Below are 15,501 nucleotides of genomic sequence, written 5' to 3'. Positions count from 1 at the left end.
CGTCGATGGTGCGCTGGCTCGGAGCGGGCCTGCTGGCGGTGGTGGTGGGCATTGGCCTGTTCGTGCTGGTCGCCTCTGGGCAGGTGCCGGAGCTGGGCGGAGTGAATGTCTGGGGGCTGGCGGCTTCGCCGCTGCTGCTTTGGGTACTTGCGTTCAGCGTGCGCGCATATAGCTATGGTGGGGCTGTCAGTCATTTTCAGTTCCTTGAAGACGAGGCGATCGAGGCAGAGAACGCCTGGAACCTGTGGGCGCGCCGCAACATTGCTGTGCTCAACAGTTGCGTAGTACTACCGGAGATGATCTCCGCTCCTGTGATTGCGCAGGGCGCGCCTGGCATTTCGCCGTGCTCCGGCGTGGCAAAACGGATCACGTCGCTACCCGCTAAAGGCTCCGCCCGTATACAGGCCGGCTTGGACCAGTTGCTGGAGGGGGTGGCGCCGGCCTTGCTGGCAATGCCTGCCGAGCAGCCGTTGCGGGTGACGCTGTTGAGCGATGTCGCCCCGGACGATTACGAGCTGCTGCGCAGCGCTTGGCGCAAGCGCTGGTTAAAGGTTGCACCCAACCATATTTCTGTGACGCCCAACCTCGTCAATGAACTGTCCCTTGACTGGGTTGAGCGTTCGCTCAAATCACCGGGAGCAGACATTGATCTGATCCTGGTCCTCCAGGTGAGTGGGCAAGGTGACTATTCCGATGGCCTGGCAGCGTTGCTGCTGTGCCCAGATGCTCTGGCCAGCGAGCAGGAACTGACAGCGCAAGGCCGAATACTGCGTCCCATGCCACTGGATGTGGGTCAGCTCGACAGCGAGCTGCCGTTATTCCTGCAGACCCAGGCGGCTGCGCGCGAGGCCACCGCAATGCTGGCCGACAGTGTGCGATGGCAAGAGTGTTTCGGAACAGTCCTATCGCTGGCGGGCAAGCATGGCGCCAAGCTGCAGGTCGGCAGCCAATGGATTCAAGAGTCGCTCAGTGGGCTGCCGGGGCCGTTTGGTCACTGGCTGGTTGCCGCGCTTGGGCTCGATCTGGTGCGGCAGCTGCAGCAGCCGTTGCTGCTGCTGAGCCAGGAAACATCGCAATGCTGGATCAGCACCATCGCCACAGGAGAGTGTGCATGAAGACCTACAACAACCCCTGGCGCCGATTTGGCGGTGGGATGTTGATCACCGTGGCGCTGGCGGCCGTTGGGGCGCTGATCTGGCACTACGGTGATCGGATAGGTCTGGTAGAGAAGCACCACAAGTTGCTGGCGTTCCTGTTGGTCGTCGTGATCGTTGCTATTGCTCGTGGCATGCCTCGGATCCTAGCCTACATCACGCGGCAGCAGCATCGTGAGGAGGGACAGGCCACGGGCGTACGGCCGACGGCCGATGGAAAACTGCCGCCTTCGAGCCAGCGCCGCTCCCCGGTCGAGGAAATACCTGGTCACCTGAAGGCTCAATATGGCTACTTCTGGAGGCGCAAAGTTCGCTTGTTGTTGGTGGTCGGTGAGCCCGAGCAGATCGAGGCCGTGGCCCCTGGCTTGAGCAAACAGCGCTGGCTGGAAGGCCAGGACTGCGTGCTGTTATGCGGCGACTCGCTGAATGGCCACTGGCAGACCGATGTAGCCGCGCTTGCGAAGTCGCTGCGCGGCTCGCGGCCGCTGGACGGCATCGTCTGGGCGCTGAGCGAGGCGCAGGGCAATGACGTCACTACGTTCAGCACCGGTGTGCGTCAACTGCGGGACTTATGTCAGGTGCTGCGCCGACAGGTTCCGCTGTATCTCTGGCAAGTGCGTGAAAGCGTTTGGGAGCAGACCGGGCGTGATGTGCAGCCAGTGGGCTGTCTGCTGCCTTCCAAGGTCACCGGAGAACGGATTGAAGTCTCCCTGCAGCGGTTGGTCGAGCCACTTCGCGAGCAAGGCATGGGGCAACTGGAGGTCGACTCGAAACATGATTTCCTCCTTCGCCTGTCCCGTGATCTGGAGAACCAGGGAATCAGTCGTTGGCGCGAAGCCTTGGCGCCGTTCCTAGATCAGCTCAGCCGTACCGTGCCGTTGCGTGGCTTGTTGTTCAGCCCAAATCTGCCCGATGGCTCTGCCGGTACGCCCAACAGCTGGTGGCCGCAGACCAGCTGGAAAACCGTACTGGACGACAGAAATGTCCGTGGTCGACGCCTGGGCTGGACCTGGCTCCGCGGCCTCTACACTGCCGTCCTCGCTGTCGCGGGCCTTTGCCTCCTGGCCCTGTTGGTGTCCTTCACCAGCAACCGCGCGCAGATCGCCACGGTGGAAACGGCGCTGGCGACGATCAATCAGTCCGGAGATGCGGATGCGCAGCTTTCGGCGCTGAACGAGCTGACCCGTGAGATCGCGCGGCTGGATTATCGTCGTGAGCACGGGGTGCCCTGGTACCAGCGTTTCGGCCTGAGCCAGAACGATGCCTTGCTGGAATCACTGTGGCCGCGCTATGCGCAGGCGAACAATCGGCTGATGCGCGATGTGATGGCCAAGGAGCTGGAAGCGCAACTGAGCGATCTGGCGGCATTGCCGGCGGACAGTCCCGAGCGGGGCGAGCGTGCCGAGGAGGCACACGGGCAGCTCAAGGCGTACCTGATGATGGCGCGGCCGGAGAAGGTCGATGCGGCCTTCCTGACCAAGGTGCTGACCCAGACTGAACCGACGCGCGCGGGCGTGGCGCCTGGCCTGTGGCAAGGCATTTCGCCCAACCTGTGGGCCTTCTATGCGCAGCACCTGGCGGCGCATCCGCAGTGGCGTATCAAGACGCAGCCTGCACTGGTAGCGCAGGTTCGTCAGGTATTACTGGGGCAGCTCGGGCGGCGCAATGGCGTGGCTAACCTGTACCAGCAGGTGATCGAACAGGCGAGCAACAACTACGCCGATCTGACGCTGATGGACATGGTCGGGGAAACCGACTCTTCGAGCCTGTTCGATACGCCCAACAGTGTGCCGGGGGTATTTACCCGCCAGGCCTGGGAACGGCAGGTGAGCAAGGCCATCGACGAGATGGCCGAGACCCGCCGCGAGGAAATCGACTGGGTGCTGAGCGACCAGCAGAGCACCATCGACAGCGAGCTGACGCCCGAGGTGCTCAAGTCGCAGCTGACCGAGCGCTACTTCCGGGACTTCAGCGATGCCTGGCTGACCTTCCTCAACAGCATCCGCTGGCGTAAAGCGGACAGCCTCTCCGACTCCATCAGCCAACTGACCCTGCTCAGCGATGTGCGCCAGTCGCCGCTGATCGCTCTGATGAACACCCTGGCCTACCAGGGCCGCACCGAGGTCAAGGGCGAGGCGCTGGCCGACTCGCTGATGCGCTCGGCGCAGCAACTGCTGGAGAAGGACAAGCAGCCGGCGATCGAGCAGAGGACCCGTGCGCCGCAGGGCCCGCTGGACAATACTTTCGGCCCGCTGCTCGCGCTGCTGGGCAAGGAGAAGGGTGCTTCGCGGGGTGATGACGCGCTGAGCCTGCAGGCCTTCCTGACCCGGGTCACCCGCGTGCGCCTGAAGCTGCAGCACGTGACCAATGCCAGCGACCCGCAGGCGATGACCCAGGCCCTGGCGCAGACGGTGTTCCAGGGCACCAGCGTCGACCTCACCGACACCCTCGACTACGGCGGCTTGATCGCTGCCAGTCTCGGCGGGGAGTGGAGCGGCTTTGGCCAGAATCTCTTCGTGCAGCCGCTCAACCAGGCCTGGGAAGGTGTGTTGCAGCCGTCGGCAGCAGGCCTGAACCGCCAGTGGCAACGCGCCGTGGTGGACAACTGGAATCGTGCCTTCAAGGGGCGCTATCCCTTCGACTCCACCGGCAGCGACGCATCCTTGCCCATGCTCGGGCAGATGATCCGTTCGGGCAGCGGGCGGATCGACCAGTTCATCAAAACCCAGCTGGGCGGCGTGCTGCGCAAGGAAGGCAACCGCTGGGTACCGGACAGCACCCACAGCCAAGGCCTGCATTTCAATCCGCAGTTCCTGCGGGCGGTCAACCAGCTCAGCGACCTGGCGGACATCCTCTACACCGACGGCGGCATGGGCATGAGCTTCCAGCTGCAGGCCAAGCCGGTGCGCAACGTGGTGGAAACCACCTTCATCCTTGATGGCGTGAAGCTGGAGTACTTCAACCAGATGGAGAGCTGGCAACAGTTCACCTGGCCGGGCGGCACCGATCATCCGGGCGCATCGTTGAGCTGGACCAGCCTGAAGGGCGGCGCGCGGCTGTTCGGCGACTACGCCGGCGTCTGGGGGCTGATCCGCCTGCTGGAGCAGGCGCAGGTGACCTCCCTGGACGGCAGCGACACCCGTTTCGAACTGGTACTCAAGGCGGCGGACGAACTGCCCCTGACCTGGCAGCTACAGACGGAGCTGGGCCGCGGCCCGCTGGCGGTGCTGGAGCTGCGCGGCTTCGCGTTGCCGGAGAGCATCTTCGATGTCGGAGCAGGGCAGGTAACGCCTTATGCCGTGACCGATCCGCTGGGTTACGACGAATGATCAAAGCAAGGCAATTCAGGACGCATCGATGAGTTTGCAGGGATTGATATCAACCTGCCTGGAAGGGCAGGACGCCGTGGCGCTGGCCAAGGTGCAGGCGGCGCAGTGGGAAGCCTGGCTGAAGCCCATGGAGGGCAACACCGCCGTGGGCGAGGACCCCGGTTACGACGACGACTTCCAGCGCATGCGCGAGGAGGTCAACAAGCTTTCGTCGGCCAACGTGGCGCTGGTAGCGCAGCTGGCGGAGCAACTGCTCAAGCATCGCTGCAAGGACGTGCGGATCGTCAGCTACTACCTTTGGGCGCGGACCCAGAGCGATGGCGAGGCGGGCTTTGCCGATGGCCTGGAGTTGCTCGCGGCGCTGCTGGATCGCTTCGGCGCCCAGGTGCTGCCAGCGCGCCCGAAGAGCCGGCGCATGGCGCTGGAATGGCTGGCCAGCGCCAAGGTGCTGGACAGCCTGTCGCTGTTCCCCGAAGTAGTGAAGGCAGAAACCCAGCGCACGGTCGCGGCACTGGCGTGGCTGGAGGATATCCTCGCCTCCTGGCCCGAGGCCGAGCGGCCGGGGCTGGGCGGCTTGTATGCCGCACTGGGCAGCCGCCTGGCGCAGTCCGGCGGCGTGCACGCGTTGGTGCCGCAGAACAGCGCGGCGCAGAGCGAGAACCTGCTGGCGTCCCCGGCACCGGTGCCGGGCAAGGTGCAGTCAGGGCGCGACCTGCTCGACAGCGGTAAGGTCCTGGCCAACTACCTGCGCGACCAGCCCCAGGGCTGGCTGGCGGCCCATCGGCTGCTGACCAGCCTGCGCTGGGACACTGTGCACCAGCTGCCACCCCAGGACTCCAATGGCAATACGCGGTTGGCTCCTCCGCGCACCGAGTACCGCGCGCAGCTCAAACGCCTGAACCTGCAACAGGGCTGGACCGAGCTGCTCGATCACGCCGAGCGTATGTTCGCCGAAGGGGTGAATCACTTCTGGTTGGACCTGCAATGGCACCTGTGCCAGGCACTGGGGCGGCTGGGCACGCCCTACGACGGTTGGGCCGAGATGCTCAAAGGCGACCTGCGCATGCTGCTGGAGCGCCTGCCTGGGCTAGAGCAGTTGCATTGGAGCGACGGCACGCCGTTCGCCGACGAAGCCACACGCAACTGGATCGCCCAGCACGTCTGCACCGGGCAGGCCGCGCACTGGATGGGCTCGGCCGTGGCCGCCAGCACAGCCAGTGACGATGTGCTCGCCCTGGAAAGCGAAGCCCTGGCCCAGGCCGACAGCGACGGCGTGGAGGCGGCGCTGGCCTGGCTGGCATCGCGTCCGGACCTGCGCAGTGGCCGTCAGCGCTGGCTGTTGCGCCTGCTGATGGCGCGGGTGGCCGAGCAGCATGGCAAGGCGGAATTGGCAGCGCACCTGCTGAGCGAGTTGGATGGTCAGGCACAGGCGCTGAGCGACTGGGAGCCCGAACTGTGCTTCGAAGTCAAGGCACGCCTGCTCAAGTTGCTGCGGCAGAAAGCCCAGCGCAGCGACGCCGACAAACCCGCCCTGGCGCGACGCATGGAAGGCCTGCTGGCCGCCCTGGTTGCCATCGATCCCGTTCGCGCCGCCGTGCTTTGCGGCTGAACCCCATTCTCAGGACAGTAAATGGACAATCGGACCCTGCGCTATTTCGATGCCGAAATGCGCTACCTGCGCGAGGCCGGCAAGGAGTTTGCCGAAGCCTTTCCGGATCGCGCCGCGCAACTCAACCTGGACAAGGCCGGCGCGCGCGACCCTTACGTGGAACGCCTGTTCGAAGGTTTCGCCTTCCTCATGGGGCGCCTGCGCGAGAAGCTCGACGATGACCTGCCGGAGCTCACCGAAGGACTGGTGAGCCTGCTCTGGCCGCACTACCTGCGCACCATTCCATCGCTGTCGGTGGTGGAGCTGACGCCGGACCACCTGCAGATGAAGCGTGACGAACTCATCGACGCCGGCTTCGAGGTGCTGTCGCGCCCCGTCGGTCCGCAGCGCACCCGTTGCCGCTACACCACAACCGAGCCGGTAAACCTGCACCCGCTGGCACTGGAATCGCTGCGGGTGGCCAGCGAGCCCGACGGTCGCTCGGTGCTGCGCCTGCGCTTTTCCTGCGGCGCCCTGGCGGACTGGAAACAGATTGACCTGGGTAACCTGCCGCTCTACCTCAACGCCGATGCGCCGCTGGCCAGTGCCCTGCATCAGGCGCTGACGTTGCAAACCCAGGCGCTGTACGTGCGTCTGCCCGGCGAGGCGGATCGCCAACCGTTGCAGGGGCATTTTTCGCCCAAGGGTTTCGCTGCCCAGGACCGCCTCTGGCCCAAGGCCGACAGCGCCTTCAGCGGCTACCAGTTACTGCTGGAGTACTTCACCTTCCGCGAGAAATTCATGTTCGTCACCCTGCACGGGCTGGAGAACCTGCCGGTGAAGGAGGGGCTGCCGTGGTTCGAACTGGACGTGGTGCTGAGCGAGCAGTGGTCCCACGAATTCCTGCTCAGCGCCGAGCACGTGCGCCTGCACGCGGTGCCGGTTATCAACCTGTTCCCGTTGGAAGCCGACCCCATGCGCCTGGCGCCGCTGCAGACCGACTACCTGCTGCGCCCCATGCGCCTGCAGGACGGCCATACGGAAATTTACTCAGTGGACAGCGTCACCTCGTCCAAGAGCACCGAGCGCCAGGATTACGTGCCCTTCACCAGCTTCCGCCACAAGGGCGGCATGCTCCGCGACGAAGCGCCGGAGCGGTATTTCCACACACGCCTGAAGCGCGGCGTCAACGGCATGCATGACACCTGGCTGATCCTTGGCGGCGAAGGCTTCGACCGTGACCGCCTGCGCGAGGGCGAAAGCCTGTCGCTGCGCCTGACTGGCACCAACGGCTTGCTGCCGCGCAAGGCGCTGCAGAGCACGTTGCTGGACAGCGTAGTGAAGGCGGCCCAGGTCGAATTGCGCGTGCGCAACCTGTGCGCGCCGACCATGCCCTGCTACCCGCCCAACCGCGACCGCTTTCACTGGCGCGTGCTCAGCCACTTGGGGTCGAACTTCCTGCCGATGCTGGATAACGCCGAGGTCCTGCGCGGCACCCTGGCGCTTTACGACTGGACCCACAGTGAGCTGAACCGCCGCCGTCTGGAGGCCATCGCCGAGGTACGCCACCACTTGGTGCAGCGCTTCGAGAAGGGCTTCCTGCTGCGCGGCGTGGACATCGAAGTAACGCTCGATGCCAACGGTTTCTCGGGCGAGGGCGACATTCATCTGTTCGGCGAAATGCTCAGCCGCTTCTTTGCGCTGTACGCCGATATTCATCTGTTCAACCAGCTCACGCTGGTCCTGCAACCTTCGGGCAAATGTCTGCGATGGAAAGAGAACCACAGTCAGCGTATTCCCGGCTGAAAGCCAGCGGATTACTGGAGGCGCTCGGCGAGCGCCTGCCCCAGGCGAACCTGTACCGCTTCTGCCAATTGTTGGAGGCGGCGCTGCCGGGCAACCCGCCGCTGGGCAGCACGTCGAATCCGGCGGACGATGCCGTGCGCTTCCGCCCCCATTCGGGCATGGGTTTCCCGGCCGGCGAGCTGAAGGGCTTCGAGGAGGACGAGGAGCACCCGTTGCGGCCGATCACGGTGCGCACGCGCCTGCTCGGGCTGTACGGTGTCGATTCACCGCTGCCCACCGCCTACCTGGACGACATCGCCCAGCGCCGCGAAGGGCATGAGGCGCTGGAGGCCTTCCTCGATATCTTCAACCACCGGGTTTTCACCCAGTTCTACCGGATCTGGCGCAAGTACTCCTATCCCGCGTCGTTCCAGGCGGGCGGGGCGGACGCCACCTCGCAATGCCTGCTGGGGCTGATCGGCCTGGGGATTCCCGGCACCGCCGAGCACATTGCCACGCCGGTGTCGCGTTTCCTCGCGCTACTGGGAGTGATGCGCCTGCCGACGCGCAACGCCGAAGGCGTCGTGGCACTGGTGAAGCTGCTCGCACCGGGGACCGATGCCCAGGTAACGCCGCACTGGCCGCGCAAGGTGCCGTTGACGAGTGCGGCCAGCCTGTCGCGCATCCAACCGGTGCTTCTGGGACAGGGTACGCCGCTGGGCGCCAGTGGGGCGGATGCCAACAGCCAGCTGCTGCTGGTGCTGAGCACCGAGGACCTGGACGAAGCCCGTGGCTGGCTGCCCGGCGGCCAGCTGCACAGCGACCTGTTGGTACTGCTGCGGGTCTACCTCGGCTGGCGTTGCACGGCGCGGCTGCAACTGTCGTTGCCGCTGGGCTGCCTGCCGGCCCCCAGCCTGGGCAGCCCCGCCGTGTTACTGGGCATGACGGCGGTGCCAGGGCTGGACGAGCGCAGGCGGCAAATGGCGGGGAACCAGTGCGTCACGGTGAATCTGGGGCGCTGCCAGGGATTGAGCGAAAACACCATGAGCAGGGAGACACGAGATGTCGCTTACCGTTTCTAGATCGCGCCTGGCGCTACTGCTGCTGGCGTCGATCCTGACTGGCTGCGGCCTGACGCAGCGCACCATGGATGCCAGCAAGTCGGTCAGCAACGCCATCTTCTACAAGCAGGTCAGGGACCTGCACCTGGACTTCAGCGGCCGTGCGGCGTTGAACACCGACAGCCGGGACATGAGCGGGCTGTCGGTGTCGACGCTGGTGCGTGTCTATCAGTTGCGCGACCGCAAGGCGCTGGACCAGGCCAGTTACCAGGACCTGCTGGGTGATGGCGACCAACTGCTGTCCAACGACCTGCTGGACCAGCGCCGCGTGGTGGTGAAACCGCAGGAGGGTACGCAGCTGAATGTGCCGATGGCCAGCGAGGCTCAGTTCGTTGCAGTGGTGGCGCTGTTCCGCTCCCCCGACAAGCAGGATGACAGCTGGCGTCTGGTGCTTGCCCGCGACGATCTGGATCCGGACAAGGCACGGGTGATCGAACTGGGCGACAACGCCCTGAGCCTGGTGCCGTTGCCGAAGAAGGATGCCTGGTGGTGAGCGAACCGACCCCGTCGCTCTACGAACTGCTGCTGCAGAATTTCAGCGGAGAGCTCGACCTGCATCAGGTGCGCGAGAAGGACCAGCCGATGCTCTCGGTGCTGGACAACCTGCAGCGCATTCTCAACTGCAGCGCTGGCACCCTCAGCCACCTGCCCGACTATGGCCTGCCGGACATGAGCCAGATCCTCCACGGCATGCCGGGCAGCGCCCACGGTTTGATGGCGACGCTGCGCAGCATGCTGCTCAAGTATGAGCCGCGCCTGGCTTCGGTGGAGGTGGTGTTGTTGCCGCAGGTATTGCCAGGGCATCTGGAGTACAGCCTGGAAGTGGAGCTGCGTGATGGCGCCCGCGCCACCTTCGGCACGACGCTGGAACCGCAGGGCAAGGTGCTGATACGGCATCTGAAACAGCGCAACTACCTGCAACGCTGAAAACAAGAGAGTGGAATGAAGGGATGACGGTGGTTGAGGAAAAACTGCGCCTGGGCGGCGACCCGCAGGGAAACGAGCAGTCAGCGGCACTGGGCGCGGAGCTGGCGAAACTGAGCCATCCGGCACGCCCGGACGTGGCTTGGCCCAGGGTGGAGCGCCTGTGCCTGGCGCTGTTCCGCGAGCACGGCCTGGAGTTGCAGTCGGTCACTGCGTTTGTCCTGGCCAGGGCGCATCTGCACGGACTGCAGGGGCTGGAAGAGGGCCTGAACCTGGCCTGCACCTTGTTCGCCGATGAATGGGACAGACTCTGGCCGCCCGCGCCGGCGGTGCGACTGGAGATGCTCGGCTGGCTTTTTACTCAGCTACGCCCCTGGTTGCGCGGCTTGCTGCTGTCGGAATCAAACGTGCCTGACCTGCTGCAATTGGACGAGTCGCTCAAGGAACTGGTACAGCTGTTGGTGCGCCGGCAGCAGACCAGCCTGCCGGCGCTGGAGGCGCTACGCAGCCAGTTGCAGGGGCTGATCCGGCGCCTCTCGCCGGAACAGGACACCAAGACCAGCTGGGTGGTCAGCATCGCTCATGCAGAGCCCAGGCCGGAGCCGACCATGGTCGCCGTACCGGCGCAGGAACAACAACCGGCGCAGCCGCATCGGGGGGAGGCGCCGCAAGTGCTGGTGCTCAAGCTGGATCGCGAGGGTGCACCGATACCCGAAAAACGTCGCAGACTTTGGCCGTGGCTGCTGACGCTGGTCCTGTTGATCGTGCTGTCGGGGCTGTTTGCCTGGGCACACGCTCACGGTTGGTTGGGCCAGGGTTGGCAGGTCGTGCGCGTCGAGCCCGCGCCGCCGCCCGCAAGCAAGGCCGTGCAACTGGACGGCCAGTTGCTGTTTCCGCCCGGCAAGGCGGAACTGCGATCGCAGTCGGACAAGGTGCTGATCAACAGCCTGATCGACATCAAGGCTCAGCCGGGTTGGCTGATCGTCATCACCGGGCACAGCGACTCTACCGGGGATGCGCGGCGCAACCTCGAGCTGTCCCGCGATCGTGCGGCGGCAGTGCGTGACTGGATGCAGCGGATGGGCGATATCCCGAGCGATTGTTTCGAGGTGCGGGGAGCCGGAGACAGCCAACCGGTGGCCAGCGATGAAACGGAGGAGGGACGCAACGCCAACCGACGGGTCGAGATTACCCTGGTTCCCGAAGGCGGTGCCTGCAGCAAGGCCGGAGAAACGCCGGAGACCTGAGTTTCGACCCTCACCGAAGGCCAGCCGTGACCGGCTTTCGGTGAGGGTGTGGCGTCAGCAGACTGCGATGTGCGAGTCCGCGCGCGGTTCGGTGCCACCGCAGAGCACGCCGGTGTGCGGATCACGGACGATGATCTGGCCGCGGCCGTAGTCGGTCAGGTCACAGGCGATCTCCACCTCGTGGCCGCGCCGCGCCAGGCCGAAGGCGAGATCGCGGTTGGCGTGCTGCTCGATGCCTACCTTCATGCCGCCCAGCCATTGCCAGCGCGGGGCGTCCAGCGCGGCCTGGGGGTTGAGGCCGAAGTCCACCAGGTTCATCACCATCTGCACGTGGCCTTGCGGCTGCATGTAGCCGCCCATCACGCCGAATGGGCCGACGGCCACGCCATCCTTGCTGAGGAAGCCGGGGATGATGGTGTGGAAGGTCTTTTTGCCCGGTGCCAGGGCGTTGGAATGCGCAGGGTCCAGGCTGAACTCCGAGCCACGGTTCTGCAAGCCGATGCCGCTGTCGGGCAGCACCACGCCGGAGCCGAAGCCGTGGTAGGCGCTCTGTATGAACGAGACCATGTTGCCTTCGCCGTCGGCGGTGGCGATGTACACGGTGCCGCTGGCGTGCGGGTCGCCATGTCTGGGCTCGGCAGCCTTTTCGTCGATCTCGGCGCGGCGGCGCGCGGCGTAGTCGTCCGACAGCAGCGCGGCGGTGCTGACGCGCATGTGCTCGGCGTCGGTGATGTAGTGCAGGCCATCGGCGTAGGCCTTCTTCATCGCCTCGAGCTGGCGGTGCCAGGTGAGCTGGCTATCGCGCTGGTCGAAGTCGTAACCCTGGAGGATATTCAGGGTCATCAGGGCGATCAGGCCTTGGCCGGCCGGCGGGATTTCCCAGACGTCATAGCCACGGTAGTTGGTCTTGATCGGCTCGACCCATTTGGGCTTGTAGCCGGCCAGGTCCGCCGCGCTCAGCTCGCCACCTGTGGCGGCGGAGTGGGCGGCCAGGCGCTCGGCGATGGCGCCACGGTAGAAGCTTTCGCACTTCGTCTCGGCCAGCTCGGCGAGGGTTTTCGCCTGGGCCGGGTTACGGAACAGCTGACCGGCATGCGGTGCCTCGCCGTTGACGGTGAAGGTGTCGAACCAGGCTTCCAGGGCCGGCACGGCGGCGCGGCTTTGTTGGTATTCGCAACGGGCGATTTCCCACTGGTGGGCCACCACCGGGGACACCGGGAAGCCGTCGCGGGCCAGGACGATGGCCGGTTGCAGCAGGTCGGCGAAGGGCAGTTTGCCGAAGCGCGCGGACAGCTCGGCCCAGGCCGAGGGAATGCCCGGCACGGTGACCGGCAGCCAGCCGTGCACGGGCATCTTGTCGTGACCGGCGGCCTTGACCTTGTCGATGGAGATGGAGGCGGGCGCATGGCCGCTGGCGTCCAGGCCGTGCAGCTGGTCCTTGACCCAGACCAGGGCAAAGGCGTCACCACCGATGGCGCAGCCGGTGGGTTCGACCACGGTCAGCGCGGCGGCGGTGGCGATGGCGGCGTCGATGGCGTTGCCACCGGCACGCAGCATGGCGATGCCGGCCTCGGCAGCCAGGGGCTGCGAGGCGGCGACCATACCGTTGCGGGCGAACACGCTCTGGCGCTGGGAGGCGTAGGGATACTCGTGAGCGGAAAACTTAAGCATGGCAGGGCTCTTCGAAGGTCATTGGCCAGTCTTGATCCGGGTCCATTCGCGGGTGATCACGCGCTGGATTTTCGGCGGCAGGTCGGCGGAGACGTAGAGCTTCTCGATCACCGCGTCGCTGGGGTAGATGCCGGGGTTGTCACGCACCTTCGCGTCGAGCAGCGAGGTGGCGTCGGGGTTGGGGTTGGCGTAGCCGACATAGTCGCTGATCGGTGCGATTACTTCAGGACGCAGCAGGTAGTTCACCAGTTCGTGGGCGCCCTTGGGGTTCTTCGAGTCGCGCGGGATGGCGAGCATGTCGAACCACAGGTTGGCGCCTTCCCTGGGGATCACGTAGCGCACGTCGATTTTCTTGCCGGCTTCCTGGGCGCGGGTCTGCGCCTGCATCACATCGCCCGAGTAACCGACCGCCACGCAGATGTCGCCGTTGGCGAGGTCGGTGGTGTACTTGGAGGAGTTGAAGTAGGTGATCGACGGGGCGAGCTTCTGCAGCAGGGCGGAGGCTTTGGTGTAGTCGTCCGGGTTGGTGCTGTTCGGGTTCAGGCCGAGGTAGTGCAGCGCCTGCGGGATGATCTTCACTGGCGCGTCGAGGAAGGCGACACCGCAGCCGTGCAGCTTGGCGAGGTTTTCCGGCTTGAAGATCAGGTCCCAGGAATCCAGCGGGGCGCTGTCGCCCAGGGCGGCCTTGACCTTGTCGTAGTTGTAGCCGATGCCGACGGTGCCCCACATGTAGGGCACGGCATACTGGTTGCCCGGATCGGCAGCTTCCAGGCGCTTCATCAGGCGCGGGTCGAGGTGCTTCCAGTTGCTCAGCTGGGCACGATCGAGCTTCTGGTAGACACCGGCGTTGATCTGCTTGGTGAGGAACTGGCTGGACGGCACCACCAGGTCATAGCCCGAGTGGCCGGAGAGCAGCTTGGCCTCAAGCATCTCGTTGGTGTCGAAGACGTCGTACTGGACCTTGATGCCGCTGTCCTTTTCGAAGTTCTTCAGGGTGTCCGGGCCCATGTAGTCGGACCAGTTGTAGAAGCGCACCAGCTTGTCGTTGGCCTGGGCTGCGGTGGCGCAGGCGAGGAGGGTCAGAGTGCTGGCGAACAGAACGCGTTTACGCATGACTTGTCCTTATCGTTAGAGAACGCGGCTTAGGAATTCCCGCGTACGCGGGTGGTGCGGATTGCCGAAGACCTGCGCGGGCGGGCCTTCCTCGATGAGTTCACCCTGGTGCAGCACCACCACGCGGTCGGCCACTTCGCGGGCGAAGCCCATCTCGTGGGTGACGACCACCATGGTCATGCCTTCGTCGGCCAGCTCCTTCATCACCTGAAGGACCTCGCCGACGGTTTCCGGGTCGAGGGCGCTGGTGGGTTCGTCGAAGAGCATGGCCTGGGGCTTCATCGCCAGGGCGCGGGCGATGGCCACGCGCTGCTGTTGGCCGCCGGAAAGCTGGCCGGGGTAGTGCTCGGCCTTGTCCGACAAGCGCACTCGCGCCAGCAGCCGGCGGGCCTGGTCCAGTGCTTCGCCCCTGGGTACGCCGAGCACCTGGGTCGGCGCTTCGATGATGTTCTCCAGCACCGTCATGTGCGGGAACAGGTTGAAGCGCTGGAACACCATGCCGATGTCGCGGCGACGGCGGGCGATGTTGCTTTCCGAGTCACGCACCAGCTTGCCGTCGGGACGCTCGCGGTAGCCCATCAGCTCGCCGTTGACGCGGATGCTGCCGCCCTGGATGTCTTCAAGGTGGTTCATGCAGCGGATGAAGGTGGTCTTGCCCGAGCCGGAGGCGCCGATCAGCACCACCACTTCGCCGCGGTGCACTTCCAGGGAAACACCCTTGAGGATTTCCAGCTCGCCGAAGGCCTTGTGCACGTCGCGGGCCTGGATCACCACGTCTTTCATATCCGGGATCATCTCAACGCCCCCTCAGCAGTTTCATCGCCTGGCGGCCGAACATGCGGTTCGGTGCGGCGGCCTGGCCGTCGGATTTGCCGAAGCGCACTTCCAGCCAGCGCTGGAAGAAGCCCCACAGGGTGGTCAGGGCGAGGAAGTAGATCGCCACGACCAGGTACAGCTCGAACACGCGGAAGGTCGCGGAGGTGACCATCTGGGTGCTCAGCAGCAGTTCCTGCACGCCGATCACGCTGACCAGCGTGGTGTTCTTCAGCATCACGTTGAACTCGTTGCCCAGCGGCGGAACGATCACCCGGAAGGCCTGGGGCAGCACGATGCGGCGCATCAGCCTGGGGAAGGTCATGCCGAGGGATTTGCCGGCTTCGTACTGGCCCTTGTCCACCGCGCCGATGCCGGCGCGGATGATCTCGGCCATGTAGGCGCCTTCGTTGAGCCCCAGGGCGATGATCGCCGCCTGGATGTTGCCCGGCAGGATGAACAGCCCCAGGTCCAGGTCCTCGAACCGGAAGATCCCGCCGGCGGCCAGCGCGGTGTAGAGGAATACGATCTGCACCAGCAGCGGCGTACCGCGCATCAGCCATACGTAGAAGCGCACCGGGTATTGCAGCAGCGGATTGGTCGACAGACGCATCAGCGCTGCCAGCAGCCCGAGCACGCAGCCCAGCAGCATGGCGCTGACGGCGATCACGCAGGTCAACCAGAGGCCGTAGAGGTAGATGTCGCTCGGCCGTAGCAGGTATTGCCAGAACACGTCCCAACTGAAGTTCATGTCTC

Annotated in this window: 12 protein-coding genes; 8 read left to right on the top strand and 4 right to left on the bottom strand. The window is 65.3% G+C overall.

The features are described 5' to 3' along the window. Positions 1–5: 5 nt before the first annotated feature. From IB274_RS14530 to IB274_RS14495, 8 genes are read left to right on the top strand one after another with little or no spacing between them, the layout of a single operon-like run. Positions 6–1,115, top strand: coding sequence for a hypothetical protein (locus IB274_RS14530; protein WP_192432635.1), 1,110 nt, complete (start codon positions 6–8; stop codon positions 1,113–1,115). Continuing rightward, positions 1,112–4,483: an ImcF-related family protein gene (locus tag IB274_RS14525; protein ID WP_225614865.1), complete on the top strand. Its 3,372-nt coding sequence runs from the start codon at positions 1,112–1,114 to the stop codon at positions 4,481–4,483. The genes IB274_RS14530 and IB274_RS14525 overlap by 4 nt, the downstream gene beginning before the upstream one ends. A 28-nt stretch (positions 4,484–4,511) precedes the next feature. Continuing rightward, the gene (gene tssA / locus IB274_RS14520; RefSeq protein ID WP_192432634.1) at positions 4,512–6,092 is read left to right on the top strand and encodes a type VI secretion system protein TssA; all 1,581 of its coding nucleotides are present in this window, start codon (positions 4,512–4,514) and stop codon (positions 6,090–6,092) included. 21 nt (positions 6,093–6,113) lie between these two features. Beyond that, complete coding sequence (gene tssF / locus IB274_RS14515; RefSeq protein WP_192432633.1) at positions 6,114–7,877, top strand: type VI secretion system baseplate subunit TssF; 1,764 nt, start codon at positions 6,114–6,116, stop codon at positions 7,875–7,877. Continuing rightward, complete coding sequence (gene tssG / locus IB274_RS14510) at positions 7,841–8,938, top strand: type VI secretion system baseplate subunit TssG (protein WP_192432632.1); 1,098 nt, start codon at positions 7,841–7,843, stop codon at positions 8,936–8,938. Before tssF ends, tssG begins: the two co-directional genes overlap by 37 nt. Then, on the top strand, positions 8,919–9,470 hold the full coding sequence (gene tssJ / locus IB274_RS14505; RefSeq protein ID WP_192432631.1) for a type VI secretion system lipoprotein TssJ: 552 nt from the start codon (positions 8,919–8,921) through the stop codon (positions 9,468–9,470). The genes tssG and tssJ overlap by 20 nt, the downstream gene beginning before the upstream one ends. Then, entirely contained in the window at positions 9,467–9,904 is a 438-nt protein-coding gene (tssE, locus tag IB274_RS14500) for a type VI secretion system baseplate subunit TssE (RefSeq protein WP_192432630.1), read from the top strand. The genes tssJ and tssE overlap by 4 nt, the downstream gene beginning before the upstream one ends. A gap of 23 nt (positions 9,905–9,927) precedes the next feature. After that, the gene (locus IB274_RS14495; RefSeq protein WP_192432629.1) at positions 9,928–11,148 is read left to right on the top strand and encodes an OmpA family protein; all 1,221 of its coding nucleotides are present in this window, start codon (positions 9,928–9,930) and stop codon (positions 11,146–11,148) included. Between the two features lie 54 nt (positions 11,149–11,202). On the opposite strand, the gene IB274_RS14490 is transcribed toward IB274_RS14495, so the two are convergent. Genes IB274_RS14490 through IB274_RS14475 form a run of 4 tightly spaced genes read right to left on the bottom strand, consistent with a single transcriptional unit; the run spans position 11,203 to position 15,496 of the window. Beyond that, positions 11,203–12,819 (bottom strand): gamma-glutamyltransferase family protein, encoded by a 1,617-nt coding sequence (locus IB274_RS14490; protein WP_192432628.1) that lies wholly within the window; start codon positions 12,817–12,819, stop codon positions 11,203–11,205. Positions 12,820–12,837: 18 nt separating this feature from the next. Then, positions 12,838–13,932 carry a polyamine ABC transporter substrate-binding protein gene (locus IB274_RS14485; protein WP_192432627.1) on the bottom strand — a complete coding sequence of 365 codons (1,095 nt, stop codon included), beginning with the start codon at positions 13,930–13,932 and terminating at the stop codon, positions 12,838–12,840. A gap of 15 nt (positions 13,933–13,947) precedes the next feature. Next, positions 13,948–14,727, bottom strand: coding sequence for an amino acid ABC transporter ATP-binding protein (locus tag IB274_RS14480; protein ID WP_192432626.1), 780 nt, complete (start codon positions 14,725–14,727; stop codon positions 13,948–13,950). Position 14,728: 1 nt separating this feature from the next. Next, positions 14,729–15,496: an amino acid ABC transporter permease gene (locus IB274_RS14475; RefSeq protein ID WP_192432625.1), complete on the bottom strand. Its 768-nt coding sequence runs from the start codon at positions 15,494–15,496 to the stop codon at positions 14,729–14,731. Positions 15,497–15,501: the final 5 nt, after the last annotated feature.

It is taken from the genome of Pseudomonas sp. PDM18, from assembly GCF_014852585.1.
Taxonomy (GTDB): Bacteria; Pseudomonadota; Gammaproteobacteria; order Pseudomonadales; family Pseudomonadaceae; genus Pseudomonas.
This window is presented reverse-complemented; position numbering and strand designations above follow the sequence as displayed.

Bases quoted from the DNA above. Each gene is read 5' to 3' on its own strand.
- IB274_RS14530 (WP_192432635.1), top strand. From the start codon at position 6: ATGGTGCGCTGGCTCGGAGCGGGCCTGCTGGCGGTGGTGGTGGGCATT.
- IB274_RS14525 (WP_225614865.1), top strand. From the start codon at position 1,112: ATGAAGACCTACAACAACCCCTGGCGCCGATTTGGCGGTGGGATGTTG.
- tssA (WP_192432634.1), top strand. From the start codon at position 4,512: ATGAGTTTGCAGGGATTGATATCAACCTGCCTGGAAGGGCAGGACGCC.
- tssF (WP_192432633.1), top strand. From the start codon at position 6,114: ATGGACAATCGGACCCTGCGCTATTTCGATGCCGAAATGCGCTACCTG.
- tssG (WP_192432632.1), top strand. From the start codon at position 7,841: ATGGAAAGAGAACCACAGTCAGCGTATTCCCGGCTGAAAGCCAGCGGA.
- tssJ (WP_192432631.1), top strand. From the start codon at position 8,919: ATGTCGCTTACCGTTTCTAGATCGCGCCTGGCGCTACTGCTGCTGGCG.
- IB274_RS14495 (WP_192432629.1), top strand. From the start codon at position 9,928: ATGACGGTGGTTGAGGAAAAACTGCGCCTGGGCGGCGACCCGCAGGGA.
- IB274_RS14490 (WP_192432628.1), bottom strand. From the start codon at position 12,819: ATGCTTAAGTTTTCCGCTCACGAGTATCCCTACGCCTCCCAGCGCCAG.
- IB274_RS14485 (WP_192432627.1), bottom strand. From the start codon at position 13,932: ATGCGTAAACGCGTTCTGTTCGCCAGCACTCTGACCCTCCTCGCCTGC.
- IB274_RS14480 (WP_192432626.1), bottom strand. From the start codon at position 14,727: ATGATCCCGGATATGAAAGACGTGGTGATCCAGGCCCGCGACGTGCAC.
- IB274_RS14475 (WP_192432625.1), bottom strand. From the start codon at position 15,496: ATGAACTTCAGTTGGGACGTGTTCTGGCAATACCTGCTACGGCCGAGC.